18 protein-coding genes and 1 pseudogene are annotated in these 26,977 nt (G+C 73.0%); 8 read left to right on the plus strand and 11 right to left on the minus strand.

Going from position 1 to position 26,977, the window contains the following annotated elements:
* Positions 1-413: 413 nt before the first annotated feature.
* Positions 414-1,607, plus strand: a complete 1,194-nt coding sequence (locus tag OU787_RS21210; RefSeq protein WP_030457783.1) for an NAD(P)-dependent malic enzyme — start codon at positions 414-416, stop codon at positions 1,605-1,607.
* A 182-nt stretch (positions 1,608-1,789) separates the two neighbouring features.
* On the plus strand, positions 1,790-2,752 hold the full coding sequence (locus tag OU787_RS21215; RefSeq protein WP_268660282.1) for a zinc-binding dehydrogenase: 963 nt from the start codon (positions 1,790-1,792) through the stop codon (positions 2,750-2,752).
* Positions 2,753-2,845: 93 nt separating this feature from the next.
* Here the strand turns inward: OU787_RS21215 and OU787_RS21220 are convergent, their stop codons facing one another.
* The 7 genes from OU787_RS21220 to OU787_RS21250 form a co-directional block, all read right to left on the minus strand.
* A complete protein-coding gene (locus tag OU787_RS21220; protein ID WP_030457781.1) occupies positions 2,846-3,829 on the minus strand; it encodes a PadR family transcriptional regulator in 984 nt (327 codons plus the stop codon).
* Positions 3,829-4,722, minus strand: a complete 894-nt coding sequence (locus OU787_RS21225) for a DUF4097 family beta strand repeat-containing protein (RefSeq protein WP_035953695.1) — start codon at positions 4,720-4,722, stop codon at positions 3,829-3,831. Before OU787_RS21225 ends, OU787_RS21220 begins: the two co-directional genes overlap by 1 nt.
* A 217-nt stretch (positions 4,723-4,939) precedes the next feature.
* Complete coding sequence (locus OU787_RS21230) at positions 4,940-5,119, minus strand: DUF6104 family protein (protein WP_030457779.1); 180 nt, start codon at positions 5,117-5,119, stop codon at positions 4,940-4,942.
* A gap of 63 nt (positions 5,120-5,182) precedes the next feature.
* Complete coding sequence (locus OU787_RS21235; RefSeq protein ID WP_268660283.1) at positions 5,183-7,096, minus strand: serine/threonine-protein kinase; 1,914 nt, start codon at positions 7,094-7,096, stop codon at positions 5,183-5,185.
* A 202-nt stretch (positions 7,097-7,298) separates the two neighbouring features.
* Positions 7,299-11,045, minus strand: coding sequence for a multifunctional oxoglutarate decarboxylase/oxoglutarate dehydrogenase thiamine pyrophosphate-binding subunit/dihydrolipoyllysine-residue succinyltransferase subunit (locus OU787_RS21240; RefSeq protein WP_268660284.1), 3,747 nt, complete (start codon positions 11,043-11,045; stop codon positions 7,299-7,301).
* 300 nt (positions 11,046-11,345) lie between these two features.
* The gene (locus tag OU787_RS21245; protein WP_030457776.1) at positions 11,346-12,494 is read right to left on the minus strand and encodes a HAMP domain-containing sensor histidine kinase; all 1,149 of its coding nucleotides are present in this window, start codon (positions 12,492-12,494) and stop codon (positions 11,346-11,348) included.
* Positions 12,495-12,574: 80 nt separating this feature from the next.
* Positions 12,575-13,309 (minus strand): response regulator transcription factor, encoded by a 735-nt coding sequence (locus OU787_RS21250; protein ID WP_193588041.1) that lies wholly within the window; start codon positions 13,307-13,309, stop codon positions 12,575-12,577.
* A 303-nt stretch (positions 13,310-13,612) separates the two neighbouring features.
* Here OU787_RS21250 and OU787_RS34850 point away from each other — a divergent pair.
* From OU787_RS34850 to OU787_RS21265, 3 genes and pseudogenes are all read left to right on the plus strand, one after another.
* Positions 13,613-14,185: pseudogene (locus OU787_RS34850) on the plus strand (rhomboid-like protein); the annotation flags it as partial.
* A gap of 494 nt (positions 14,186-14,679) precedes the next feature.
* Positions 14,680-17,073 (plus strand): endopeptidase La, encoded by a 2,394-nt coding sequence (gene lon, locus OU787_RS21260; RefSeq protein WP_030457773.1) that lies wholly within the window; start codon positions 14,680-14,682, stop codon positions 17,071-17,073.
* 286 nt (positions 17,074-17,359) lie between these two features.
* On the plus strand, positions 17,360-17,887 hold the full coding sequence (locus tag OU787_RS21265; protein ID WP_030457772.1) for a GtrA family protein: 528 nt from the start codon (positions 17,360-17,362) through the stop codon (positions 17,885-17,887).
* Positions 17,888-17,945: 58 nt separating this feature from the next.
* Here the strand turns inward: OU787_RS21265 and OU787_RS21270 are convergent, their stop codons facing one another.
* Positions 17,946-18,989, minus strand: coding sequence for an ABC transporter permease (locus OU787_RS21270; protein ID WP_030457771.1), 1,044 nt, complete (start codon positions 18,987-18,989; stop codon positions 17,946-17,948).
* A 118-nt stretch (positions 18,990-19,107) separates the two neighbouring features.
* On the opposite strand from OU787_RS21270, the gene OU787_RS21275 reads away from it, so the two are divergent.
* On the plus strand, positions 19,108-19,572 hold the full coding sequence (locus OU787_RS21275) for a MarR family winged helix-turn-helix transcriptional regulator (RefSeq protein WP_051816485.1): 465 nt from the start codon (positions 19,108-19,110) through the stop codon (positions 19,570-19,572).
* A 141-nt stretch (positions 19,573-19,713) separates the two neighbouring features.
* A complete protein-coding gene (locus OU787_RS21280; protein ID WP_327059407.1) occupies positions 19,714-21,294 on the plus strand; it encodes an MDR family MFS transporter in 1,581 nt (526 codons plus the stop codon).
* 78 nt (positions 21,295-21,372) lie between these two features.
* On the opposite strand, the gene OU787_RS21285 is transcribed toward OU787_RS21280, so the two are convergent.
* Entirely contained in the window at positions 21,373-21,600 is a 228-nt protein-coding gene (locus OU787_RS21285; protein ID WP_030457768.1) for a hypothetical protein, read from the minus strand.
* Between the two features lie 14 nt (positions 21,601-21,614).
* Positions 21,615-22,778: an inorganic phosphate transporter gene (locus OU787_RS21290; RefSeq protein WP_268660286.1), complete on the minus strand. Its 1,164-nt coding sequence runs from the start codon at positions 22,776-22,778 to the stop codon at positions 21,615-21,617.
* 334 nt (positions 22,779-23,112) lie between these two features.
* Here OU787_RS21290 and OU787_RS21295 point away from each other — a divergent pair, with 334 nt between their 5' ends.
* Entirely contained in the window at positions 23,113-24,603 is a 1,491-nt protein-coding gene (locus tag OU787_RS21295) for a C40 family peptidase (RefSeq protein WP_268660287.1), read from the plus strand.
* A 79-nt stretch (positions 24,604-24,682) separates the two neighbouring features.
* Here the strand turns inward: OU787_RS21295 and OU787_RS21300 are convergent, their stop codons facing one another.
* Positions 24,683-26,959, minus strand: coding sequence for an FdhF/YdeP family oxidoreductase (locus OU787_RS21300; RefSeq protein WP_268660288.1), 2,277 nt, complete (start codon positions 26,957-26,959; stop codon positions 24,683-24,685).
* Positions 26,960-26,977: the final 18 nt, after the last annotated feature.

A 26,977-nucleotide genomic window follows, 5' to 3' on the forward strand; every position in this document is an offset into this window, starting at 1 on the left:
CCTGATGGATCGGGTAGCGGGTGTGTCAGAATCTGGTATCGGGTGACCCCCGACGCAGAACTCAGACCGCCGGTTCGCCACAGGGCCGGGGTGCCCAGGAACGGAAGCCGTCACCGGCTCCGTATCCGAAGGCGCCAGCTCCCCTCCGTGTCTGCGTTCACTCCTGCGAGTGCCCTGCGGACCCCTCGCTTCGGGGGCCACGCGGACAAGAAGGACCCGGCACAGGTGCGGTGCCGGATCCGGACGAAACAGCGCAGAACACCTATACCCTCACCCGAGGGCGCCGCCGACGGCAGCGCCCGACCCGGACCCGAGTCCGCCTCGAGCGGCGGACTCGGACTCACGCGTTCCCGCGTGGCCGGGCCGATAGTCCGTCGGACGCGCGCCTTCGCTGATATGACGAAGAGGTCATTGTGGCAGCGGAGATCATCACCGACACCCAGAGCACCGACGACCCGGTGGACGCCGTCTTCGCGCTCCACCGCGGCGGCAAGATGGAGATCCGGGCGACCGTCCCGGTGCGCGACGCCGAGGACCTGTCGCTCGCCTACACCCCGGGCGTGGCCCGGGTCTGCACCGCCATCGCCGAACAGCCCGAACTGGTCGACGACTACACCTGGAAGTCCAACACCGTGGCCGTCGTCACCGACGGCACCGCGGTGCTCGGCCTCGGCGACATCGGCCCGCGGGCCTCGCTGCCCGTGATGGAGGGCAAGGCCATCCTGTTCAAGCAGTTCGGCGGCGTCGACGCGGTGCCGATCGCGCTGGACTGCACCGGCGTCGACGAGATCGTCGAGACCGTCGTCCGGCTCGCCCCGTCCTTCGGCGGCGTCAACCTGGAGGACATCTCCGCCCCGCGCTGCTTCGAGATCGAGAAGCAGCTCCAGGAGCGGCTCGACATCCCGGTCTTCCACGACGACCAGCACGGCACCGCGATCGTCACCACCGCCGCGCTGTGGAACGCCGCCAAGGTGACCGGCCGTCAGGTCGGCGACCTGCGCGCGGTCATCTCCGGCGCGGGCGCGGCCGGCATCGCCATCGCCAAGATGCTGCTGGCCGCCGGCATCGGCGACGTCGCGGTCTGCGACCGCCGGGGCGTGGTCCACCAGGGCCGCGAGGACCTCACCGACGCCAAGGCCGAGATCGCGGCGCTCACCAACCGGACCGGCCGCACGGGCACCCTGGCCGACGCGCTGGCGGGCGCGGACGTGTTCATCGGCGTCTCCGGCGGCACCGTCCCGGAGGAGGTCGTCGCCACCATGGCGCCGGGCTGCTTCGTCTTCGCCATGGCCAACCCCACCCCGGAGATCCACCCCGAGGTGGCCCACCGGTACGCGGCGGTCGTCGCCACCGGGCGCTCCGACTTCCCGAACCAGATCAACAACGTGCTGGCCTTCCCGGGCATCTTCGCCGGCGCGCTCTCGGTCCGGGCCGGCCGGATCTCCGAGGGCATGAAGCTCGCCGCGGCGAAGGCCCTGGCGGGCGTCGTCGCCGACGAGCTGACCCCGCAGAAGGTCATCCCGTCGCCCTTTGACGAGCGGGTCGCCCCGGCGGTCACCCGCGCGGTCGCGGAGGCGGCGAAGGCGGAGGGCATCGCCCGGATCTGACGCGCAGCCGCGGTACCGCGGGGTCCGCCCGGGGACGGGACACCGTCCGGGGCGGACCCCGCCGTCCGTTTCCCCCGGCACGGGGCGCGGGGCGCGGAACGGCGGTGCGGGAAAAGCAATATGGGGACGTTCACAGTGCGTCGCGGTTAACGGGCCGGGCCCCGCGGGGCTATGGTCCGGGCATGTTCGCTGCCTACGCCGCCCGTATCAGTCCCGACGACCCCTTGAGCGCGCTGGAGCTGGGCGAGCTGCCCGAACCGGAGGCGCGGCCGGGCTGGAGCGTGGTGACGGTGAAGGCCGCCACGCTCAACCACCACGACCTGTGGTCGCTGCGCGGGGTGGGCCTGCCCGCCGAGCGGCTGCCGATGGTGCTCGGCTGCGACGCGGCGGGCGTGGACCAGGACGGCAACGAGGTGGTGATCCACTCGGTGGTCGGCCAGAGCGGCCACGGCGTCGGCCCGCACGAGCCGCGCTCGATCCTGACCGAGCGCTACCAGGGCACCTTCGCCCAGCGCGTCGCGGTGCCGACCTGGAACCTGCTGCCCAAGCCCGCCGAACTGAGCTTCGAGCAGGCCGCCTGCCTGCCCACCGCCTGGCTGACCGCGTACCGGATGCTGTTCACCAACGCCGGGGTGAAGCCCGGCGACACCGTGCTGGTGCAGGGCGCCGGCGGCGGGGTGTCGACCGCGCTGGTGGTGCTGGCCAAGGCGGCCGGGCTGCGGGTGTGGGTCACCGGGCGGGACGAGGCGAAGCGGGCCCGGGCGGTGGAGCTCGGTGCGGACGCCGCGTTCGAGAGCGGGGCCCGGCTGCCCGAGCGGGTGGACGCGGTGCTGGAGACGGTCGGCGCGGCGACCTGGTCGCACTCGGTGAAGTCGCTGCGCCCGGGCGGCACGATCGTGATCTCGGGGGCCACCAGCGGGCCGAACCCGAAGGCCGCCGAGCTGAACCGGATCTTCTTCCTGGAGCTGAAGGTGGTCGGCTCGACGATGGGCTCCAAGGAGGAGCTGGCCGGCCTGCTGGCGCTGTGCGCCAACGCCGGGGTGCGGCCGGTGATCGACTCGGTGCTGCCGCTGACGGAGGCCCGGGAGGCGTTCGCCCGGCTGGAGCGCGGGGACGTGTTCGGCAAGCTGGTGCTCACCCCCTGACGGCCCCCGCCGCCCTGCCGCGGCCAAGCCCCGCGCAACGGGCGGAGCGCCCCCGACCCGTCCTCGGGGGCGCTCCGGGTCTCTGACGCGCCGTCAGCGTCCGTACAGGGCGCGGGCGGCGGCGGCCAGCGCCTGCTGGGCGCGGGCCAGCCGGGCGGCGTCGACGCCGCGGTCGCGGGCGGTGTCCCGGACGTGGTCGCGGAACCGGTCGAGCAGCCGCTCCAGCTCGCGGGCCGGGTCGCCGTCCGGGTCGGTGCGGGCCCAGTCCGGCAGGTCGGCGGCCTCGGGCGCCGGGGCGTCCTTGTCGAGGTCGATCCGGACGGCCGGCTCCTCGGGCGCGCCCCAGCGCGCGGCGTCCGCCAACGAGCCCAGGCCGCGGGTGAGTTCGGCCAGGCCCTCGGCCAGGCCGGCCGACCAGTCGCCGCCCGCGGCGTGCGCCCTGACCTGCTCCTCGACCCGGCGCTTGAGCCGCAGCGCCTCCTGCTGGGCGGCGGTGCGGGCGGCCTTGGACTGCTCGCGCAGCTTCCGGGCCTCCGCCTCGGCGGCCTTGGTCTGCTGCCGGGCGGCCTTCTCCTGCTCCTTGGCGCGCCGGGCCTGCTCCTTGGTCTCGGCCTTGAGCCGGGCGAACTCCTCCTTGGCCCGCTGCCAGGACTCCTGGTCGCGCCAGGGCGTCCCGGCCGAGGACGCGGCGGGGTCGGCGGCGGCCTGGTTCCACAGCTCGGCGCGCAGGTCCTTGGCGTTGTCCCGGACGTCCTGCCGGATGGCCCCGGCGAGCTGGCCGACCGAGTCGTGGATCTCGACCTCCAGGTCGGTCAACTCGGCGGCCCGGGAGGCGAGTTCGCTCCGCCCGGCGTCGGTCAGCCGGTAGACCTTGCGGCCGCCCTCGGTGGTGTGGCTGACCAGGCCCTCGGCCTCCAGCTTGGCCAGCCGGGGGTAGACGGTGCCCGCGGAGGGCGCGTACAGGCCGTGGAAGCGCTCCTCCAGCAGCCGGATCACCTCGTAGCCGTGCCGGGGGCTCTCGTCGAGCAGCTTCAGCAGGTAGAGGCGCAGCCGCCCGTGGCCGAACACCGGTGTCATCAGGACTCCTTGGTCAGGTCGAGCGGGGAGGCCGACAGCTCCTTGAGCGGGCGGTCCTCCTCGGCCTCGGGGCGGCGCTGGACGGTGACCGCGCCGGTCACCGTGGTCACCGCGAGGCGGCCGCGGCCGGTGCCGAGCTGGCCGGAGAGCTTCTTGGAGCCCCAGCCGCCGCCGACGCTCAGCTCGGCGAAGGCGCTGGAGAGCGTCCCGCTGGTGGTGCCGGCCTCGACCTTGGCGTCGGCGAGGGCGGGCAGCCGGACGCCGACCGGGCCGGAGACGGTGTTGACGCCGATGTCGGTGGGGGTGGCGGCGTCCAGGTCCAGGGTGACGGCGCCGGAGACCGAGTGGGCGCGGATCCTGGTCGCCGAGCCGGCCACCAGGGTGACGGCGCCGGACACCGTGTTGACCTTCAGCTCGCCGGACAGGCCCTCGGCGTCCACGTCCCCCGAGACGGTGTTGGCGCTGACCAGGCCGGTCAGCCCGGCCAGCGTGGTGGCGCCGCTGGCCCCGTGCACGCCGACCTCGCCGGCGATGCCGGAGACGGTGGCGTCGGCGGAGACGGTGCCGACCCGGACCACGGCGGCGGCCGGCACCGCGACCGTCAGGTCGGCGCTGCGCTTGCGGCGCAGCCCGGAGAAGAAGGACTTCACCGTCTGCACGGACTTCACGGCCTCGCCGAACTCGCCCCAGCTGAGGTCCTTGTAGGTGACCGTGAGCACGCCGTCCTCCAGGGTGACCTGGAGCGGCTCGCCCTCCAGCCTGGCCACCTCCAGCCGGGCGGGCCCCTCGGTGGGGACCACGTTCACGGCGCCGTCGACGACCCGGACGTGCAGGGTGTGCACGCTCTCGTCGAAGGCGATCTGCTCGGTGCTGTCTACCGTCCACTGGGTCATTTCCGGCTCCCCGTCCGCCCATACGCGATGTATCGCGTTCTTCTGCTATTCACGATATATCGCGTGACTGGGAAGTCAAGGAGGCCCGACCCGGATCCCGACCCGGAGCGCACCCCGACCCGGCCCCGACCCGCCCTCCGGGGGAACCCCGGGAACGCGGACGGCCCGGGAGGCGAACTCGCCTCCCGGGCCGTGCTGCTGACGGTGCGTCAGCCGGTCACTCGTCGTCCTCGTCGTCCAGCCGGGCCAGCCAGGTGGCCAGCCGCTCCACCGGCACCTCGAAGTCCGGGTTCAGGTCCACGAACTCCCGCAGGCGCTCGGCCAGCCACTCGAAAGTGACCTCCTCCTCGCCACGCCGGCTCTCCAACTCCTCGATGCCGCGGTCGGTGAAGTACACGGTGGTTCGCTCCGGGGGTGGGTGGTTCCAGGTCCGTCGCACCCCAGGATAGTGGCGCCGCGATCAGCCGTTGTACCGGTAGTAGCTGAGCGAGAGCGACACCGCGCCGTCGTTGCCGACGTTGGTGATCTTCATGATCGCCACGCCCCAGCTCTGCCGGTTGCGCACGCAGATCAGCCGGCCCGGCGGCAGGTCGCCGTACGGGAACGCGGCGCTCGGGTTCTTGTCGATGGCGTCCGAGCACTCCTGCGGGCTGAGCGAGTCCGACTTGCTGAGGTAGCGGTCGAAGTCGTCCGGCACGTACAGCTTGTCGTAGCTGGGCCGCACCAGGGTGTCGCTGATCGAGGTCGGCACCACCTTGCCGTTGAGCAGGTCGAAGCCGTAGTCGTTGCTGGGCGCGGACAGCGCGCGGTCGGTGTAGACCGCGGTGAACCCGGCCGGCGCCCCGCTCTGGTGGGCCGACGCGGAGGCCGAGGACTTCGCACCGGCGGACCCGGACGCCGACGGCGGGGCCGACACCCGGTCCTGGCTGCCGCCGTCGCCGCCCACCCCGCCGCCCGCCGGGCTCGGGCCCACCGTGACGGTCTGGGTGGCGACCGGCCGGTCGTCCTTCCTGTCGTTCTTGCCGAGCTGCTTCATCAGCACCAGCCCGCCCGCGGTGCCCGCCAGCAGCGTCACCAGCGCGACCACCAGCAGGGTCTTCCAGGACACCCCGCGGCGGCGCTCCTCCCGCCCGGCGGCCGGAGCGGGGGCTGCCACCGGGACGGGCCCGGCGGCGAACGGGACGGCCGGGCCGGGCGGCGGGGTGTGCTGCTCGGTCAGCCGCACCGTCGGATCGGCCGGCGCCACCGGGCCGGTGACCGCCTCCGAGACGGGCACGGGCGGCCCGAACGCCCCGGCCGGCGGCAGCGGGGCGTGCGGTGCCGGGGCGTGCGGCGCCGGGGTGTGCGCCTGCGCGGGCGGCTGGGCCGGCGGGGCGAGCGGCAGCGGGGGAGTGGCCGGCAGGGTCGGCGGCGCGGCCGGCAGCGGCGTCGGCGGGGTCCTCGGCAGGTCGGAGCGCCGGGTGATCTCGGTGTTCACCTGCCCCGGCAGCCAGTCCTCGCCGAACCGCAGCTGCCCGCCCACCACCGGGTGCTCCCGGGCCGCCTCGATGATCTCGGCGGGCGTCGGCCGGTCCTCAGGGTCCTTGGCCAGGCAGCGCCCGATCAGCTCGCGCAGCGGCGCCGGCACGGTGCCCAGCTCCGGCTCCTCGTGCACCACCCGGTACAGCACCGCGGTGTCCGGTCCGTCGCCGAACGGCGGCGCGCCGCCCGCCACGTACGCGGCCAGCGCGCCCAGCGCGAACACGTCGGTGGCCGCGGTGACCGGCCGGCCCTGGGCCTGCTCCGGCGACATGAAGGCGGGCGAGCCGATCCGGTAACCGGTGCCGGTCAGCGCCGTCGCGTCGGCGGCCCGGGCGATGCCGAAGTCGATCACCCGCGGCCCGTCCGCGGCCACCAGCACGTTGGCCGGCTTGAGGTCCCGGTGCACCACCCGCACGCTGTGGATCGCCTGCAGCGCCTCCGCGATCCCGCCCACCAGCAGCAGCACCGTGCGCACCGGCAGCGCCCCGTGCTCGCGCACCACCTGCTGCAGCGACGGCCCGGGCACGTACGAGGTGACCAGCCACGGCGCGCCCGACTCCAGGCCGCCGGAGTCGATCACCTGCGCCGTGTACAGCCCGTGGATGCGCTGGGCGCTGCTCACCTCCTGCGCGAAGCGGCGGCGGAACTCCCCGTCCTCGGCGAACTCCGGCCGGACCACCTTGAGCGCCACCGGCCGGCCGCCCGGCGTGTACGACAGGTAGACCCGGCCCATGCCGCCGGCGCCGAGGCGGGCGAACAGCCGGTACCCGCCGACCTCCCGGGGGTCGTCCGGCAGCAGCGGCTGGAAGACCGGTGGGAGTGGGACGGCGTTCTGCGGAGTGTCGGCTGCCATGCGGCGGTTCCCCCTTGGACGACGGTGCCGGAAGACGGCCGTCCGGGCGGCTCCACCGGACGGCGCCCCATAACCTATCGATCCGTCAGAACCCGTGCAGCCCGCGGCGGTCCGCAGCGCATCACGGTCCGGAAACGGAACCGCCCCCGCCCCCGGAGAACCGGGGACGGGGGCGGTCGGTGCGGTGCCGCGCCTCAGCGGGTCAGAGCGAGAACACCTCTTCGATCAGCGCCTGCTGCTCGGCCGCGTGCCGCTTGGCGGAGCCGACCGCGGGGGCCGAGGAGGCCGTGCGGGCGACCCGGCGCAGCCGGGCGTTGCCACCGGAGCGGCCGATCACGACCTGCAGGTGGTCGACCAGGTTCATGGCGATGAACGGCCAGGCGCCCTGGTTGGCCGGCTCCTCCTGCGCCCAGACGAACTGCACGTCGTCGCCGTAGCGGCTGAGCTCCTCCTGGAGCTCGGCCACCGGCAGCGGGTACAGGCGCTCGACGCGGACGATCGCGGTGTCGGTGGTGCCGCGCGCGGTCCGGGCCGCCTCCAGGTCGTAGTAGAACTTGCCGGAGGTGATCACCACCTTGCGGACCTGCGCCGGGTCGACCGTGCTGTCCCCGATCACCGGGCGGAACGAGCCGCTGAGGAACTCGGAGGTGGCGGACGCCGCGGCCTTCAGGCGCAGCATCGACTTCGGGGTGAAGACGATGAGCGGCTTGTGGTGCGGGTTGTGCGCCTGCCAGCGCAGCAGGTGGAAGTAGTTCGACGGCAGGGTCGGCATGGCGACCGTCATGTTGTCCTGCGCGCACAGCGCCAGGAAGCGCTCCGGGCGGGCGGACGAGTGGTCCGGGCCCTGGCCCTCCATGCCGTGCGGCAGCAGCAGGGTGACGCCGGAGTGCTGGCCCCACTTCTGCTCGGCGGACGCGATGTACTCGTCGACCATGGTCTGCGCGCCGTTGACGAAGTCGCCGAACTGCGCCTCCCACATGACCAGCGCGTTCGGGCGGGTCAGCGAGTAGCCGTACTCGAAGCCCATCGCCGCGTACTCGCTGAGCAGCGAGTCGTAGACGGTGAACCGGGCCTGGTCCTCGGTCAGGTACATCAGCGGGGTGTAGTCCTCGCCGGTGTTCCGGTCGATCAGCACCGCGTGGCGCTGGCCGAAGGTGCCGCGGCGGGAGTCCTGGCCGGCCAGCCGGACCGGGTGGCCCTCCATCAGCAGCGAGCCGATGGCGAGCGCCTCGCCGGTGGCCCAGTCGATGGTGTTGTCCTCGACCGAGGCGGCGCGGCGCTGCAGCTGCGGCAGCAGGCGCGGGTGCACGGTCAGCCAGTCCGGCAGGTTGACCTGCGAGGCGGCGATCCGCTTGACCATCTCGGCGGAGATGCCGGTCTGGATCGACACCGGGAAGTCCGCGACCGGGCGGCCGGCCTCGGCCGGGGCCGGGGCGGCGACGGCCTCGCGGACCTCGGAGAACACCTTCTCCAGCTGGCCCTGGAAGTCCTGCAGCGCCTGCTCGGCCTCTTCCATGGTGATGTCGCCGCGACCGATCAGCGCCTCGGTGTAGAGCTTGCGCACCGAGCGCTTCTTGTCGATCAGGTCGTACATCAGCGGCTGGGTGAACGACGGGTTGTCGGCCTCGTTGTGACCGCGGCGGCGGTAGCAGATGAGGTCGATCACGACGTCCTTGTGGAACTGCTGGCGGAACTCGAAGGCCAGCCGCGCGACGCGGACCACGGCCTCCGGGTCGTCGCCGTTCACGTGGAAGATCGGCGCCTCGATCATCCGGGCCACGTCGGTGCAGTACATCGAGGAGCGCGAGGAGGCCGGGGCGGCGGTGAAGCCGACCTGGTTGTTGACCACGATGTGCACGGTGCCGCCGGTGCGGTAGCCGCGCAGCTGCGACATGTTCAGGGTCTCCGCGACCACGCCCTGGCCCGCGAAGGCCGCGTCGCCGTGGATCTGGATCGGGAGCACCGGGAAGGTGGTGCCGCCGAAGTCCAGGATGTCCTGCTTGGCGCGGGCGATGCCCTCGACGACCGGGTCGACGGTCTCCAGGTGCGAGGGGTTGGCGGCCAGCGACACCTTGATGGTCTCGCCGTCCAGGCCGGTGAAGGTGCCCTCGGAGCCCAGGTGGTACTTGACGTCGCCGGAGCCGTGCATCGACTTCGGGTCGAGGTTGCCCTCGAACTCGCCGAAGATCTTGCCGAACGGCTTGCCGACGATGTTCGCCAGCACGTTCAGCCGGCCGCGGTGCGCCATGCCGATGACGGCCTCGTCGAGGCGGTGCTCGGCGGCGGCGTCGATGGTGGCGTCCAGCAGCGGGATGAGCGACTCGCCGCCCTCCAGCGAGAACCGCTTCTGCCCGACGTACTTGGTCTGCAGGAAGGTCTCGAACGCCTCGGCCGAGTTCAGCCGGCGCAGGATGCGCAGCTGCTCCTCGCGCTCCGGCTTGGTGTACGGCTTCTCCAGGCGCTCCTGCAGCCACTTGCGCTGCGCCGGGTCCTGGATGTGCATGTACTCGATGCCGACGGTGCGGCAGTAGGTGTTGCGCAGCAGGCCGAGGATGTCGCGGAGCTTCATCATCTTCTGGCCGCCGAAGCCGCCGACCGCGAACTCGCGCTCCAGGTCCCACAGGGTGAGGCCGTGCGAGACGACGTCCAGGTCGGGGTGCTTGCGCTGCATGTACTCCAGCGGGTCGGTGTCGGCCATCAGGTGGCCGCGGACCCGGTAGGAGTGGATCAGCTCGATGACCCGGGCGGTCTTGTTGACCTCGTCGTCGTGGGTGGTCGCCACGTCGGTCGCCCAGCGCACCGGCTCGTACGGGATCCGCAGGGACTCGAACACCTCGTCGTAGAAGTTGTTCGCGCCCAGCAGCAGCTGGTGGATCGAGCGGAGGAACTCGCCCGAGGCCGCGCCCTGGATGACCCGGTGGTCGTAGGTCGAGGTCAGGGTCATGATCTTGGAGATGCCCAGGCGGGCCAGCGTCTCCTGGGAGGAGCCCTGGAACTCGGCCGGGTACTCCATCGCGCCGACGCCGACGATGGTGCCCTGGTTCTGCATCAGGCGCGGCACGGAGTGCACGGTGCCGATGCCGCCGGGGTTGGTCAGCGAGACCGTGACGCCGGTGAAGTCGTCCATGGTCAGCTTGTTGGCGCGGGCCCGGCGGACGATGTCCTCGTAGGCCTGCCAGAAGCCGAAGAAGTCGAGCGTCTCGGCCTTCTTGATGGCCGCGACGACCAGCTGGCGGTCGCCGTTCGGCTTGACCAGGTCGATGGCGAGGCCCAGGTTCACGTGCTCGGGCTTCACCAGGTAGGACTTGCCGTCCTCCACCTTGTAGCTGTAGTTCATCGCGGGGTTGGCCTTCACGGCCTGGACCAGCGCGTAGCCGATCAGGTGGGTGAAGGACACCTTGCCGCCGCGGGCGCGCTGCAGGTGGTTGTTGATGACGATGCGGTTGTCGATCAGCAGCTTCGCCGGGACGGCGCGCACCGAGGTGGCGGTCGGAACCTCCAGCGAGGCGTCCATGTTGGACGCCACGGCCTTGGCCGGGCCGCGCAGCTGGACCAGCTCGGGGCCCTCGGCGGCGGCCTTCGCGGGCGCGGCGGCGGCCGGGGCCGCCGCCTTCGGCGCGGGCGGCGCGGCGGGGGCGGCCGGGAGCGGCGCGGGGGCGGCCACCGGCTGCGCGGGCGCCGACGCGACGGGCGCGGGGGCGGCGGGCGCGGCCGGAGCTGCGGCAACGGGAGCGGCAACGGGGGTCGGCTGGGCGCCGACCGGAGTTGCGGCCTGGGTCACTGGAGTCACCTCGGTACCGGGCTTGTAGTCGGCGAAAAAGTCCCACCAGGCACGGTCGACCGAGGCCGGGTCCTGGAGGTACTGCTGGTAGATCTCGTCGACGAGCCACTCATTGGGGCCGAAGCCAGTGGAGCTTGCCGAGCTGGGGGTTTCTTGGTGTGGCGACACGGGGCAACCGCCCTCTTCCGCTTCCTTTTGGGATGGTGGACAGCGGGGATTAAGGCTACGCCTCCGACCAGTGATCGCGCAGTCCCCGGTGGTCAGGCGTCACCCAGATCACACCGCCGAGCGGGTTTTTGGCCGGATCCGAGCGTTAGGGATGCCGGAAATCAGGGAAAAGGCCCCTGATCGGTCGTGGTCATACTGGCAGAAAATCGGACGAAGTAGTGGTCTGGACCAGTTGGCGGTCCGGAGCGGGGGCCGGTGCCGAGCAGCCCGTCCCCGGTTTGTACCGATTCCGCCACAGTCTCAGACCGGCGCCGGCGTCTCACCCGGCAGGGTGACCTCGATCCGGCAGCCCGCGGCCGCCTCCGCCACCCGGATCCGGCCGCCGTGCAGGTCCACCGCCCAGCGCGCGATCGCCAGCCCGAGGCCCGTCCCGCCGTCGCTGCCCGGCCCCAGCGCGGTCGGCGAACCGCTCCGGCCGAACCGCTCGAAGACCCGCTCGCGGTCCGCCGCCGGGATGCCCGGACCCTGGTCCTCCACCTCCAGCAGCAGCCCGCCGCCCTCGGCCGCCCGGGCCCGCACCGTCACCGTGCCGCCGGCCGGCGAGTGCTTGCAGGCGTTGTCCACCAGGTTGGCCACCACCTGGTGCAGCCGCTCCTCGTCCGCCACCGCGGACAGCCCGGCCGGCTCCACCTCCACCTCCAGCCGGACGTCCCCGCGCCGGGCGTACGCGCCGCCCGCCGTCGCCCCGTCCACCGTCACCCCGCGCAGCACCCCGTCCAGGAACGGGCGGACCGGGAACGGGCGGGAGTCCAGCGGGACCACGCCGTCGTCCAGCTTCGACAGGTCCAGCAGGTGGGTCACCAGCCGGCCCAGCCGCTCGGTCTGCTCCAGCGCGGTGCCCAGGTTCTTCGGGTCGGGCTTCACCACGCCGTCCACCACGTTCTCCAGCAGGCCGCGCAGCGCCGCGATCGGCGTGCGCAGCTCGTGCGAGACGTTGGCGATCAGCTCGCGGCGGTGCCGGTCGGCGGCCTCCAGGTCGCCCGCCATCCGGTTGAAGGTGTCGGCCAGCTCGCCGATCTCGTCCCGCGAGGACACCTCGACCCGGGCGCTGTAGTCGCCCTCCGCCATCGACCGCGCCGCCGCCGTCATGTCGCGCAGCGGCGCCGTCAGCCCGTTCGCCAGGAACTGCATGAACAGCAGCGAGGCGATCAGCGAGAAGATCATGATGATCCGGATCTGGGTCTCCGACCGGATCGCCACCACCACCATCCCGGTGGCCAGCACCACCGAGACGACCACCAGCACCGCCAACTTGCCCTTGATCGAGCGGACCGGGTCGAACGGACGGATGTCCGTCCACACCCGGTGCGCGGCGCGCGCCGCGAGCGAGGGCCGGGGCCGGGGGGGAGCCGGTTCGGCTTCCCCGTTGCGTTGCTGCGGAAAGGTCATGGTGTCCCTGCGACTTGTCCTCGGTGAGGGGGCCGGACGCGCCGCGGACGGGCCCGCGGGCCCGGACCGGCGGCGTCCGGTCAGGACAGCGGGGCCTCCAGCGCGTACCCCACGCCGTGCACCGTGCGGATCCAGCTCGCGCCGATCTTCCGGCGCAGCGCCTTCACGTGGCTGTCCACCGTGCGGGTGCCGGACGCGTCGGTCCAGTCCCACACCTCGGCCAGCAGCTGCTCGCGGGTCAGCACCGCGCGCGGCTGCGCCGCCAGGCAGGCCAGCAGGTCGAACTCGGTCGGCGTCAGGTGCACGTCGCCGCTGCCCAGCCGGACCCGGCGCTGCACGTGGTCGATCTCCAGCTCGCCGAACCGCAGGGACCCCAGCGCGGGCGTCCGGGCCGCCTGCTGGGCCCGCTCCACCCGGCGCAGCAGCACGTTCACCCGGGCCGCCAGCTCGCGCATCGAGAACGGCTTGGTCATGTAGTCGTCCGCACCGACGCCCAGGCCCACCAGCAGGTCCGTCTCGTCGTCCCGCGCGGTCAGCATCAGCACCGGCACCGGGCGCTGCGCCTGGATCCGGCGGCACACCTCCAGGCCGTCGAAGCCCGGCAGCATGATGTCCAGCACCACCAGGTCCGGCTGCCAGGTGTGGAACCCGTCCACCGCGCCCGGCCCGTCGTGGGCCACCGCCACCTTGAAGCCCTCGGCTCCCAGCCGCGCCGCGATCGACTCCGCGATGGTCGGCTCGTCCTCCACGACGAGCACCCGTCGCTGGGTGCCCACCGGTCCACTGCTGATCGGCTCTTGCTGAATCTCTGTCACGGTCACGCCACCGCCCCCAGGGCTCGCGGGCCGGCCGTCCGGGGGGACGGCGGGCTTCCGCTCGTAGTCGTCTTGTTTCCGTCGCGCCGTTCCGGCGCTGAGTGCCCCCGCCCGCGGTCGGGGCAGGTTTGGCAGGTCCCCGCTCGGACGGGCACGGGCCGATACCTTACCCGCAGCACTTGCGAGCTGTAACGGTACGTGTGCGAGCGGCACGTGCCCGGGCAGAGGTCTTCACAGAAGTTCCTCAGACACCTCTCACCCGTCACCCGTATCGTGGGCACGACGAAGCGTCCTGGAGGCACCATGACCAGCGCGGAACTGCGCCGACGACTGATCCGGCCCGGACTCCGGGCCGTGCCCACGCCGCGGGCCAACCCGTTCGCCCTCGGTTACCTCGCCCTGCTGCTCGGCACCACCCTCTACGCGCGCTTCGGCGACCAGGACACCGTGCACCGGCTCCAGTCGCTCTCCTCCACCGACGCGCACAACCTGCTCGTCCACCCCGCGCTCTCCCTGGTCGGCAGCGGCCTGTGGGTCGCCGGACCGGTCTGGATGCCCTACTTCTGGGCCTTCGCCCTCACCGTCGCACCCTTGGAACGACGCATCGGCGGCCTTCGTGCCCTCGGCGTCTTCGGCGCCGGCCACATCGCCGCGACCCTGCTCTCGCAGGCCGTCGTGGTGGCCGCGGTGGCGGCCGGCGGAGCCGAGACCGAGCTGCTCGACGCGATGGACATCGGCGTCTCCTACGGCGTCCTCACCTCGCTCGGCGCGCTCGCCGGACTGCTCGGCCCGACCGGGCGGAAGGTCGCGCTCGGCGCCGGGCTCGCGCTGATCGGACACCAGCTGCTGACCGACCCCGACCTGATCACCTCGGTCGGCCACCCCGCCGCGCTGGGGGTGGGCGTCGCGCTCTGGCCGCTCCTGCGCGGGCGCGGGCCCCGCGGCCCGTGGCGGACGCGGCGGGCGCGGACGGCGCGACCGGTGCCGGTGTGGGGCGCGCAGGGCGGCCGAAGGCGGCCCCGGCGGAAGGGTGACCGCGCAGTCGCACCGGCACGCGGGCGGGCCGCCCGTGCCACGACCTTTCCGGCCCGCGCCTGCCGCCCCGCGCAGTTCCCCGCGCCCCTGACGGGGCGCGGGGTTTTCGCTGTGCCGGGATTCCTCGGGCCGGCCGGCTTCGCGCGCTGCCCGTGCTGTTCCGCAGTCTTCCGGGCCCCTCTTTTCTCGGCTCCGTGCGGTTCCCCGCCTTCCGCCGACGCGGGGTTTCCGCTGTGCCGGGGTGTGTTCACTGGGGGTGAACGCGGGGTGGGGAACAATCGGGGGGCGCCAGACCTTAGTCAGGTCAGCTCAAGTTCACTGACTGGGGAGAGATCATGGCATCGATGTCCGCTCCGCTCACTCTGCCGGTGCTGCCGCTCGACGACGAGGTGGTGCTCCCTGGCATGGTGGTTCCGCTGGAGCTTTCGAATCCCGAGGTGCGGGCCGCCGTGGAGGCGGCGCGGGCCGGGAGCGGAGGGGGGAAGCCGCAGGTGCTGCTGGTGCCGCGGCTGGACGGGTCGTACGCGGCGGTGGGGGCGCTGGCGACGGTCGAGCAGGTGGGGCGGCTGGCGGACGGGGATCCGGCGGCGCTGGTGCGGGCGGTGCGGCGGGTGCGGATCGGGGCCGGGACGACCGGGCCCGGGGCCGCGCTGTGGGTGGAGACCACGCCGTTCAAGGAGTCGGACCAGGGGCTGCCGGTGGCGGGGCGGGCGGCCGAGCTGGTCAAGGAGTACAAGGCGCTGTCGACGCAGTGGCTGCGCCGTCGCGGGGCCTGGCAGATCGTCGACCGGGTGGCCGCGATCGAGGACGTCGGCGAGCTGGCCGACAACATCGGGTACGCGCCGTTCGCGACCGCCGAGCAGAAGCTGAAGGTGCTGCTGGAGGCGGACCGCCCGGCCCGGCTGGAGTACGCGCTGAGCCTGCTGCGCGAGCACCTCGCGGAGGAGGAGGTCAACGACACCATCCGCAAGGACGTCGAGGAGGGCGTGGCCAAGCAGCAGAAGGAGTTCCTGCTGCGCCGCCAGCTGGAGGCGGTGCGCAAGGAGCTGGCCGAGCTGAACGGCGAGAGCGACTCCGAGGAGGACGACTACCGGGCCCGGGTCGAGGCGGCCGCGCTGCCCGAGAAGGTGCGCGAGGCGGCGCTCAAGGAGGTCGACAAGCTGGAGCGCGCCAGCGACCAGTCGCCCGAGGGCTCGTGGATCCGCACCTGGCTGGACACCGTCCTCGAACTGCCGTGGAACGAGCGCTCGGAGGACGCGTACGACATCGCCGGGGCCCGCGCCGTGCTGGACGCGGACCACACCGGGCTGGCGGACGTGAAGGACCGGATCGTCGAGTACCTGGCGGTGCGCAAGCGCCGGGCCGACCAGGGCCTCGGCCAGATCGGCGGGCGCCGGGGAGGCGCGGTGCTGGCGCTGGTCGGGCCGCCCGGGGTCGGCAAGACCTCGCTGGGTGAGAGCGTGGCCAAGGCGATGGGCCGCTCGTTCGTCCGGGTCGCGCTCGGCGGCGTGCGGGACGAGGCGGAGATCCGCGGCCACCGCAGGACGTACGTGGGCTCGATCCCCGGCCGGATCGTCCGGGCGGTCAAGGAGGCCGGGACGATGAACCCGGTGGTGCTGCTGGACGAGATCGACAAGGTCGGTTCGGACTACCGGGGCGACCCGGCGGCGGCCCTGCTGGAGGTCCTCGACCCGGCGCAGAACCACACCTTCCGGGACCACTACCTGGAGGTCGAACTCGACCTCTCCGACGTGGTGTTCCTGGCCACGGCGAACGTGCTGGAGGCCATCCCGGAGCCGCTGCTGGACCGGATGGACCTGGTCCGGCTCGACGGCTACACCGAGGACGAGAAGGTCGCCATCGCCCGCGACCACCTGCTGCCGCGCCAGCTGGCCAAGGCCGGCCTCGGCGGGGACGAGCTGACGGTGGACGAGGCGGCGCTGCGCAAGCTGGCCGCCGAGTACACCCGGGAGGCGGGCGTCCGGAACCTGGAGCGGTCGATCGCGCGGATCCTGCGCAAGGTCGCCGCGCAGACCGAGCTGGGCGAGCGCGAGCTGCCCGCCGCGGTCGGCGCGGACGACCTGCGGGCCCTGCTGGGCCGGCCGCACCACGTGCCGGAGGCGGCGCAGGAACCGGCCGAGCGGCGCACCGCGGTGCCGGGCGTGGCCACCGGGCTGGCGGTCACCGGGGCCGGCGGCGACGTCCTCTACATCGAGGCCTCGCTGGCGGACGCCGAGACCGGAGCGACCGGGCTGGTCCTGACCGGCCAGCTGGGCGACGTGATGAAGGAGTCCGCGCACATCGCGCTCTCCTACCTGCGCTCGCGCGGCGCCGAGTTGGAGCTGCCGGTGACCGGGCTGCGCGAGCGGGGCATCCACCTGCACGTGCCGGCCGGGGCGGTGCCGAAGGACGGCCCGAGCGCGGGCATCACCATGACCACGGCGCTGGCCTCGCTGCTGTCCGGCCGCAAGGTGCGCACCGACGTGGCGATGACCGGCGAGGTGTCGCTGACCGGGCGGGTGCTGCCGATCGGCGGCGTCAAGCAGAAGCTGCTGGCCGCGGACCGCTCCGGGGTCACCACGGTGATCATCCCCAAGCGCAACGAGGCGGACCTGGACGACGTCCCCGCCGAGGTGCTGGAGCGCCTGACGGTCCACCCGGTGTCGGACGTCCGCGAGGTGCTGCGGCTGGCCCTGGAGCCGGCCGAGGTGCTGGTGGCGGCGGCCTGACGCCCGGAGCAGGGGCCCCGTGGACACGTTCCACGGGGCCGGGGGCCTGCCTCCGAACCCCCGCCTGCCCCACGACGCCTGGCACGCGCCCTCCTTGCCCGCCATCGGGCAGGAGGGGCCCGCTCGCCGCACCGGCCGAAAACCCGAGTACACCCAGTACAAGGGCTTCCGGCCGGCACGCCGAGAGCACGCGCCAGACGCCGCGAGGCCGGCCTCCGGCCGACGACGGGGGTTCGGAGGCAGGCCCCTGCTGGTCTCCGTTCCGCGCCGATGGGACACTTCCCGCATGCCGTCCCCTACGCAGCGCGCGCTGGCCCTGGTGCCCCAGCGCCTCCGTCCGGTCCTGGTGAAGCACCGCAAGCTGGTGAAGTTCCTCGTGGTCGGAGGGACCTGCTTCGTCCTGACCATGCTGATCAACTTCGGGCTGAAGACCACCGTGCTGGACAGCAAGCCGGTGCTGGCGCTCACCATCGCCACCGTGGTGACCACGGTGATCTCGTACGTGCTGAACCGGCAGTGGTCGTTCCGCGCGGCCGGGCGCAAGCGGGAGGCGGCCGGGTTCTTCGTGGTCAGCGCGCTGGCGGTGGGGGTGAACGACCTCCCGCTGGTGGCGTCCCGGTACCTGTTCGACTTCCGGACGCCGGACGTGAGCCACTTCACCCAGGAGCTCGCCGACTTCTTCAGCGGGATGATCATCGGCACCCTGCTGGCGATGGCGTTCCGGTTCTGGGCGATGAACCGCTTCGTGTTCACCGAGCTGTCCGAGCGGGCGGCCGGCCACCAGCAGCCGGGGCGGGCGCCCGAGCGGGTCTGACCCCGCCCGGGCCGGGCCGGTCCCCGGCCGGGACGGATCAGTCCTCGGGCGGGACGGATCAGCCCTCGGGCGGGATGGGGCGGCCGAACTGCGGGCGGCGGGCCACCGCCAGGAAGGTCACCGCGATGCCGAGCACCGCCCAGAGCGCCAGCACCAGGAACGGCACGGTGAGGTTGGTGGAGTCCAGGTAGGCGATCGAGCGGGCCGCGGAGGTGCCGGCCCCGTTCGGGATCCACTCGCCGATCGCCCGCCAGAACGCGGGCAGCAGCGGCGGCGGGAAGACGCCGCCCGCACTGGGGTTGCCCAGCACCACGAAGAGCAGCACCGCCAGCCCGATGCCGACCACGTCGAACAGGCACTCCAGGGCCATGGTGACGGCGCCGACCGAGAACACCACCAGGGTGCCCAGGCCGGTGAGCGCGGCGATCGAGCCGGGCAGCGCGTGCAGGATCGGGCCGATGATCAGCGCGCCGCCCAGGCCCGCCGCGACCGAGTACAGCGCCAGGGTGCCCAGCCGCAGCACCGCCCGGGCGGTGTTGGCCGGGCGGGAGCCGGCGCTGATCCCGAGGATCGAGGCGACCAGGTAGCCGCCCACGCACCAGCCGACCACCAGGTAGAAGGCGGACAGCCCCTCGGCGTCGCCCTTGGCCAGCGGGACGGTGTCGTCCACCACGACGGTGCGGCCCTGGCTCGCGGCCAGCTTCGTCACGATGCCCTCCGCGGCGGTGGAGGCGGCCGGGCCGCGGGCCTCGGCGACCAGCAGCGCGTCCTCGGTGCCGGTCGGGTCGACCACCCAGGCCGCGTAGATCTTCTGGTCCTTGATCCGGGCCCGCGCGGTGTCCCCGTCCGGCAGGACGGAGGCGCGCACCGCGTCGTCCGGGACGGACTCCAGCGCGCCGACCAGCTTGGGCGCGACCTCGGGCGGGGCGACCACCGCGATGGACAGCTCGTGCGGCGTCGGGTGGTGCAGGGCGCCCACGTAGGAGGTGATGAAGCCGAGCTGGAGCAGCAGGACGGCGACGACCAGGAAGAACGCGCGCGGGGTGACCGCGTCCCGGAGTTCGCCGAGGAATCCCTTGGCCGGCTCTGCCGTGTGGGCCATGGCGGGGCGTCTCCTTGGGGTAGAGGGGGCGAGTGGTTCAAAAGAGGCAAAACGGATACTTCATATCATGAAACAGTTGCGTGCCGGGGGAGGCGCGAGCTGCGCGATACTGAGCGCCATGAGTGACCCCTCGGACCGGCGGAGCCCCGCCGAACTGGCGTTCCTCGCGGTCGAGCGCGAGGTGGCGACCCTGTTCCGGCGCAGCCGGGCGCGGGCCGCCGAGATCTCCCGGCTGGTGCACCCCGAGCTGGAGGCCGGGGCGTACGTGCTGCTCGGGTTCATCCGGGAGTCCGGGCGGGCCCGGGTGACCGACGTCGGGCTGCACTTCGGGGTGGGCAAGGCCACCGTGAGCCGGCAGATCCGGGCGATCGAGGAGCTGGGGCTGCTGCGGCGGGAGACCGACCCGCTGGACCGGCGGGCCTCGCTGGTGTCGCTGACCGAGGAGGGCGAGCGGCGGTTCGCGGCGGCCCGGGAGCAGCGGATGGACCGGTTCCGGGCCTCGCTGGCCGGGTGGGAGCCGACCGAGCTGGAGCAGTTCGCCCGGCTGCTGGAGCGGTTCAACGAGCTGACCGAGGGGGTCTGACCGGGGCGTCCGGCCCGGCGGCAGCGGATCCCGAGCGCTCCTCGACCGGGCGCGCCTTTACTTGGACTTGAAGAAAGTTGCCTCAGTCAACTATCCGCGTATAGTTGCTTGAGGCAACGAATTTTTAGTCGAAGGAAGCGCATGTCGACGACCCTCAAGGCACCACCGCAGGTCCAGATGTCCCACCGCCAAGTCCTCGAAGCCCTCTCGGGCCTGCTCCTCGGCCTGTTCGTGGCCGTGCTCTCCTCCACGGTCGTCTCCAACGCGCTCCCGCGGATCCTCACCGACCTGCACGGCGGCGAGTCCGCGTACACCTGGGTGGTCACCGCCGCCCTGCTGTCGATCACCGCCGCCACCCCGCTCTGGGGCAAGCTCTCCGACCTGGTCAGCAAGAAGCTGCTGGTCCAGATCGCCATGGTGATCTACGTGCTCTCCTCGGCGCTGGCCGGCCTGTCGCAGAGCATCGGCATGCTGATCTTCTGCCGGGTGCTCCAGGGCATCGGCGCCGGCGGCGTGATCGCGCTCGGCCAGATCTGCCTGGCCGCGATGGTCCCGCCGCGCGAACGCGGCCGCTACAGCGGCTACTTCGGCGCGGTCTTCGCACTCGCCACCATCGGCGGCCCGCTGATCGGCGGCGTCATCGTGGACACCTCCTGGCTCGGCTGGCGCTGGTGCTTCTACGTCGGCGTCCCGTTCGCGCTGGTCGCCATCCTGGTGCTGCAGCGCACCCTCAAGCTCCCCGAGGCCGCCGCCCGCAAGCCGAAGATCGACTACCTGGGCGCGACGCTGATCACCGCCGCCGTCAGCCTGCTGATGATCTGGATCTCGCTGGCCGGCAAGAACTACGACTGGGTCTCCTGGCAGACCGCCGTCATGGTGCTCGGCGGCCTGGCGCTGGCCGGCCTGTTCGTCGCGGTCGAGAAGCGCGCCGCCGAACCGCTGATCCCGCTCGACCTGTTCCGCCACCGCACCGTCGCGCTCGCCGCGCTGGCCAGCGCCTTCGTCGGCGTCGGGATGTACGGCACCACCACCTTCCTCGGCCAGTACTTCCAGCTCGCCAAGGAGAAGTCGCCCACCCAGGCCGGCCTGCTCACCCTGCCGATGATCCTCGGTCTGGCGGTCTCCTCCACCGTGGCCGGCAAGCTGATCACCAAGTACGGCAAGTGGAAGGGCTTCCTGGTCGCCGGCACCGTGCTGCTCGCCGCCGGCCTCGGCCTGATGGGCACCGCCCGGGCCGACACCGCGTACCCGCTGCTCGCCCTCTACATGCTGCTGGCCGGCATCGGCCTCGGCCTGACCAGCCAGAACCTGGTGCTCGCGGTGCAGAACACGGTGCCGCGCAACGAGCTCGGCGCGGCCAGCTCGGTGGTCACCTTCTTCCGCACCATGGGCGGCGCGATGGGCGTCTCCGCGCTCGGCGCGCTGCTCGGCCACAAGGTGGCCAGCTACGCGGCGGAGAACTTCGCCAAGGCCGGGATCCCCGCTGCCGGGGCGGGCGGCGACGGCATCCCGGACCTCAAGAAGCTGCCCGCGCAGATCGTCCCGCTGATCACCGACGCGTACGGGCACGGCGTCGGCACGGTGTTCCTGATCGCCGCGCCGTTCGCGGTGGTCGGCTTCCTGCTGGTGCTGTTCATCCGCGAGGTGCCGCTGCGCACCTCCAACGAGGAGCGGCCGACCGCCCCCGCCGGGGCCAAGCAGGCGGAGCTGGTCGCCGACTGACCGGCGGCCGCCCGCCGACGACGACATGCGAGAAGGGCCCCCGCCGTGCGGCGGGGGCCCTTCGTCGTGCGCGGCGCGTTACTTGGCGGCGATCAGTGAGATGCCGTACAGCACCACGGCCGTGCAGGCCGCGAAGCAGACGCCCGCGGCGACCAGGGCCGGGACGCCCCTGCCGGTGCCCGCCGCGACGGCGGCCTCCCGGCGGGACAGTGCGAGGTTGCCGAGCGCGAAGACGGCGACCACGGCGACGGTGACGAGCAGGCTGACGCCCGCGGTCTCGGCCAGTGCGGCCCACTTGATGTTCATGGCGGGGGTTCCTCTCAGGCCGCGAGGGTGGTCGGGGCGGCGGTGGTGGGCAGTTCGACGGCCGCGGGGGTCGCGTCCACCTCGTTGACGTTGTCCGCGTGCACCGGCTGGCGGCGCGAGACCAGCCACATCGAACCGGCACCCACCACCAGCGCCAGGCCCACCAGGGCCACGCCCCAGTTGCCGCGGTCGGCGACCAGCGCGGCCACGCCGGAGACCACGGCGGCGGCCGGCAGGGTCAGGCCCCAGGTGTAGGCCATCCGGCGGACCATGCCCCAGCGCAGCTTGCCGGACGGGCCGCCCAGGCCCGCGCCCATGATGCCGCCGGAGCAGACCTGGGTGGTGGACAGGCCGTAGCCCATGTGCGAGGAGGTCAGGATCACCGTCGCGGCCGCGGTCTCCGAGGCGAAGCCCTGCGGCGGCCGGATGTCGGCCAGGCCGGAGCCCATCGAGCGGATGATCCGCCAGCCGCCCATGTAGGTGCCGAGCGCGATGGCCAGACCGGCGCTGACGATCACCCAGACCGGCGGGTTGTCGCCCTTGTGCAGGGCGCCGGTCGAGATCAGGGTCAGCGTGATGATGCCCATGGTCTTCTGCGCGTCGTTGGTGCCGTGCGCGAGCGAGATCAGCGAGGACGAGAAGACCTGCCCCCGGCGGAAGCCCTTCTCGGTGCCCTCCTTCGGCGCGCCCCGGGTGATCAGGTAGGCCAGCTTGGTGGCGCCCCAGGAGGCCAGGCCCGCGATGATCGGGGAGGCGACCGCCGGGATCAGGATCTTGGAGATCACGGTGGAGAAGTTCACGCCGTGCAGGCCGACCCCGACCACGGTGGCGCCGATCAGGCCGCCGTACAGGGCGTGCGAGGAGGACGAGGGCAGGCCCTTGAGCCAGGTCAGCAGGTTCCACAGGATCGCGCCGACCAGGGCGGCGAAGATGATCGAGGGCTGCAGTCCGGCCTTCTCGTTGACGAGGCCGCCCGAGATGGTGGTGGCGACCTTCACGGAGAGGAAGGCACCGGCGAAGTTCAGCACCGCCGCGATGGCGACGGCGACCTTGGGCTTGAGCGCGCCGGTGGCGATGGAGGTGGCCATCGCGTTGGCGGTGTCGTGGAAGCCGTTGGTGAAGTCGAAGGCGAGCGCCGTGATGATCACAACGGCCACCAGGAACGTGATGTGTTCCATACCCAAACAATCGTCGTAGTGGTCGGACTGACGTTGCTGTCCTCGGTGAAGGTAGGAAGCCTCGGTGAACGGGAGGTTAACTGGATGCGGAGTCGGGGTTCCGTTAGTGGCCCGGGAGTTGCCGGACTGTCGGATTCCCATGGAGGTCAGGGCCCTGCGGTGAGACCGTTCTCACACCCCGGACCGGATGAGAATTCACCCGGCGGTCCGGAAAGGGCCTGCCCCGAACCGCCCTCCACGTGGCAGGATCGGTCCGATCGCCGACGGACAACCAGGGGAGGGCCGGCCGATGGGGGCTGGGCAGCGGACCGAATCGACGGGACTGCGGCCTTGGGTGCGCGCCGCGCTGCGCTGCGGGGCGGTCCTCGCCGCCGCCGCGCTCACCCTGCCGTTCTTCGGTTCCGCGGCGTACGCGATACCCGAACCGGGCGGTGCGCCGAAGGTCTCCGCCGGGTCCGATCCGCTGGCCGACGCCAAGCGCACCCTCGGGCCGCTGCTCGACCAGCTGCACGCCCTGTACCAGCAGGCCGAGACCGCCACCGAGCAGTACAACGGCACCGTCGCCAAGCTCACCGAGCAGCAGACCACCGTCGAGGACCTGAAGAACCGGGCCGCCCGGCAGCAGGAGGCCGTCGACGCCGGCAGCGACCTGGCCTCGCAACTCGCCGCCGCGCAGTACCGCAACAACCAGGTCTCCGGGTACGCCGAGCTGCTGATGGCCGAGAACCCGTACGAGGCCGTGGTCATCGCCGAACTGCTGAACTCCGCCGGGCGCTCGCAGAAGGACTTCCTGGACCGGCTCAAGTCGGACCGGGACACCCTGGCCGCGCTGCGGACCGCCGCCGAGCAGGCCGTCGCCCAGTCGCAGGCGCTGGCCGCCGAGCAGGAGAAGGCGAAGAACGACGTCGCGCAGAAGCTGGCCGAGGTCGAGCAGCTGGTCGGCTCGCTCACCGGCGCCCAGCGCGACGAGCTGGCCGAGCTGGAGAAGCAGGAGGCCAACGAGGCCCAGCTGGCCTTCCTGGCCTCCGGGGCGATCGGCAAGGGCGAGCGGACGCCGTCGGCGATGGGCCGCAAGGCGGTCGCCTGGGCGCTGCAGCAGCTCGGCAAGGACTACGTGTGGGGCGGCGCCGGGCCGGACGTGTTCGACTGCTCCGGCCTCACCTCGCAGGCCTGGCTGCACGCCGGGCAGGCCATCCCGCGCACCAGCCAGGAGCAGTGGGCGCAGCTCAAGCACGTCCCGCTGAACCAGGTCCGGCCCGGTGACCTGATCGTCTACTTCGGCGGCGCCACCCACATCGGGATGTACATCGGCGGCGGCCTGATCGTGCAGGCCCCGCACACCGGCGACGTGGTGAAGGTCTCGCAGATGGGCGCGATGCCGATCCTGGGCGCGGTCCGGCCGGACGGGGACGACGCGCCGGACGTCGCGGGCGGCGAGTGGAAGGTGCCGGACGTGCCGCTGGGCGCGGTGAAGATCCAGCCCGCCAAGCCCTCGACGCTGCCGACCCCGCCCGCGACGCCGACCCCGACGCCGACCCCGACCGCGCCCGGGACGCCGACCGGGACGCCGACGGACCCCTCCGGGTCGGGCTCGCCGAGCGGTTCGGGATCGCCCAGCGGTTCGGCCACGCCCAGCGGTTCGGGCTCCGCCTCCGCCCCGCCCAGCGGCACCGGGACGGGCACGCCGAGCGGCACGGGGACGCCCGGTGCCGGTACGACGCCGAGCAGCGTCACGGCGCCGAGCAGCGTCACGGCGTCCGGCACCGGGGGCTCGCCGAGCGCGGCCGATTCGGTGACGCCCTCGGGGAGCCGGTCGGCGGGCTGAGGACGGACGGGAGGGGCCGGCGGCGCTGCTGCGCCGTCGGCCCCTCGCCGTCTCCGCCGTCCGCCCGCCGGGCCCGCGGTCAGCCGGCCGGTTCCAGCCGGACCAGGACCGACTTGGAGGTCGGGGTGTTGCTGATGTCGGCCGTGGAGTCCAGCGGGACCAGGACGTTGGTCTCGGGGTAGTAGGCGGCGGCGCCGCCGCGGGCGACGGGGTAGTGGACGACCCGGAAGTGCGGGGCGCGGCGTTCGGCGCCGTCGCTCCACTCGCCGACCAGGTCGACGAACTGCCCGTCGGCGAGGCCGAGTTCGGCGGCGTCGGCGGGGTTGACCAGGACCACCCGGCGGCCGCCGGTGATGCCGCGGTAGCGGTCGTCCAGGCCGTAGACGGTGGTGTTGTACTGGTCGTGCGAGCGGAGCGTCTGGAGCAGCAGGCGGCCCGCGGGGACCTCGGGGGCGGTCAGCGGGTTGACGGTGAAGTTGGCCTTCCCGGTGGCGGTGGGGAAGGTGCGGCTGTCGCGCGGGGCGTGCGGGAGGGCGAAGCCGCCGGGGCGGCGGACCCTGGCGTTGTAGTCGTCGAAGCCGGGCACGACCCGGGCGATCCGCTCGCGGATCCGGTCGTAGTCGAGGGCGAACTCCTCCCAGGGGGTGGGGTCCTGGGGGCCGAGGACGGCGCGGGCGAGGCGGGTGACGATGGCGACCTCGGAGAGCAGGCCGGGCGCGGGCGGGCGCAGGCCGCCGCGGGAGGAGTGCACCATGCCCATGGAGTCCTCGACGCTGACGAACTGCTGCCCGGCGGCGGTCAGGTCGCGGTCGGTGCGGCCCAGGGTGGGCAGGATCAGGGCGCGGGCGCCGGTGACCAGGTGCGAGCGGTTGAGCTTGGTGGAGACGTGCACGGTGAGGCGGCAGTTGCGCATCGCGGCCTCGGTGGCGTCGGTGTCGGGGCTCGCCGAGACGAAGTTGCCGCCCATCGCGAAGAACACCTTCACCCGGCCGTCGCGCATCGCCCGGATGGTGTCCACGGTGTCGTGGCCGTGCGCGCGCGGCGGCTCGAAGGCGAACTCCTTGCCCAGGGCGTCCAGGAAGGCGGTGGAGGGGCGTTCGAAGATGCCCATGGTGCGGTCGCCCTGCACGTTGCTGTGCCCGCGGACGGGGCAGACCCCGGCGCCCGGGCGGCCCACGTTGCCGCGCAGCAGCAGGAAGTTGACCACCTCGCGGATGGTGGGGACGGAGTGCTTGTGCTGGGTGAGGCCCATCGCCCAGCAGACGATGACCTTCTGCGAGCCGAGCACCAGGCGGTGCAGCTCCTCGATCTGCGCCCAGGGCAGGCCGGTGGCGCGCAGCACGGCCGCCCGGTCCAGCTCGGCGGCCTGGGCGGCGAACTCGTCGTAGCCGGCGCAGTGTTCGGCGACGAACGCCTCGTCGACGGCGCCGGGGGTGGTGAGCAGCAGGTGGTTGAGGGCGCGGAACAGGGCCAGGTCGCCGCCGAGCCGGATCTGCAGGAACAGGTCGGTGAGCTTCGTGCCGCCGCCGACCAGGCCGCGCGGGGTCTGCGGGTTCTTGAACCGCTCCAGCCCGGCCTCGGGCAGCGGGTTGACGCTGACGATCTTCGCGCCGGCCCGCTTGGCGCGCTCCAGGGCGGAGAGCATCCGGGGGTGGTTGGTGCCCGGGTTCTGGCCCGCCACGATGATCAGGTCGGCCTGGTACAGGTCCTTGAGCGAGACGCTGCCCTTGCCGACGCCGAGCGTTTCGGTGAGCGCCGAACCCGAGGACTCGTGGCACATGTTGGAGCAGTCCGGCAGGTTGTTGGTGCCGAACCGGCGGGCGAACAGCTGGTACGCGAAGGCGGCCTCGTTGGAGGTCCGGCCGGAGGTGTAGAACGCGGCCCCGTCCGGGGAGTCGAGCGCCGCCAGCTCCTCGGCGACCAGCGCGAAGGCGTCGTCCCAGCCGATCGGCGCGTAGTGGGTGGCGCCCTCGTCCAGCAGCATCGGGGTGGTGAGCCGGCCCTGCTGGCCGAGCCAGTAGCCGGAGCGCTCGGCGAGGTCGGCGACCGGGTGCTCGGCGAAGAAGGCCGGGGTGATCCGGCGCTCGGTGGCCTCCTCGGCGACGGCCTTGGCGCCGTTCTCGCAGAACTCGGCCAGGTGCGGCTTGTCCGGCTCGGGCCAGGCGCAGCCCGGGCAGTCGAAGCCGCCGGGCTGGTTGATCCGGCGCAGGGTGGCCAGCGTCCGGCCCGGGGACATCTGCTCGGCGGCCATCCGCAGGGTGTGCCCGATCGCGGGCAGCCCGGCGGCGGCGTGGGCCGGGGGCCCGACGTGCGGGGCGTCCTGGGCGGGGTCGCGGTGCGGGGGCTGCTTGGCCATGGCGGTTCTCCGGAGGGC

Origin of the sequence: Kitasatospora sp. YST-16 (assembly GCF_026802215.1) — a bacterium.
Lineage (GTDB): Bacteria > Actinomycetota > Actinomycetes > Streptomycetales > Streptomycetaceae > Kitasatospora > Kitasatospora cineracea.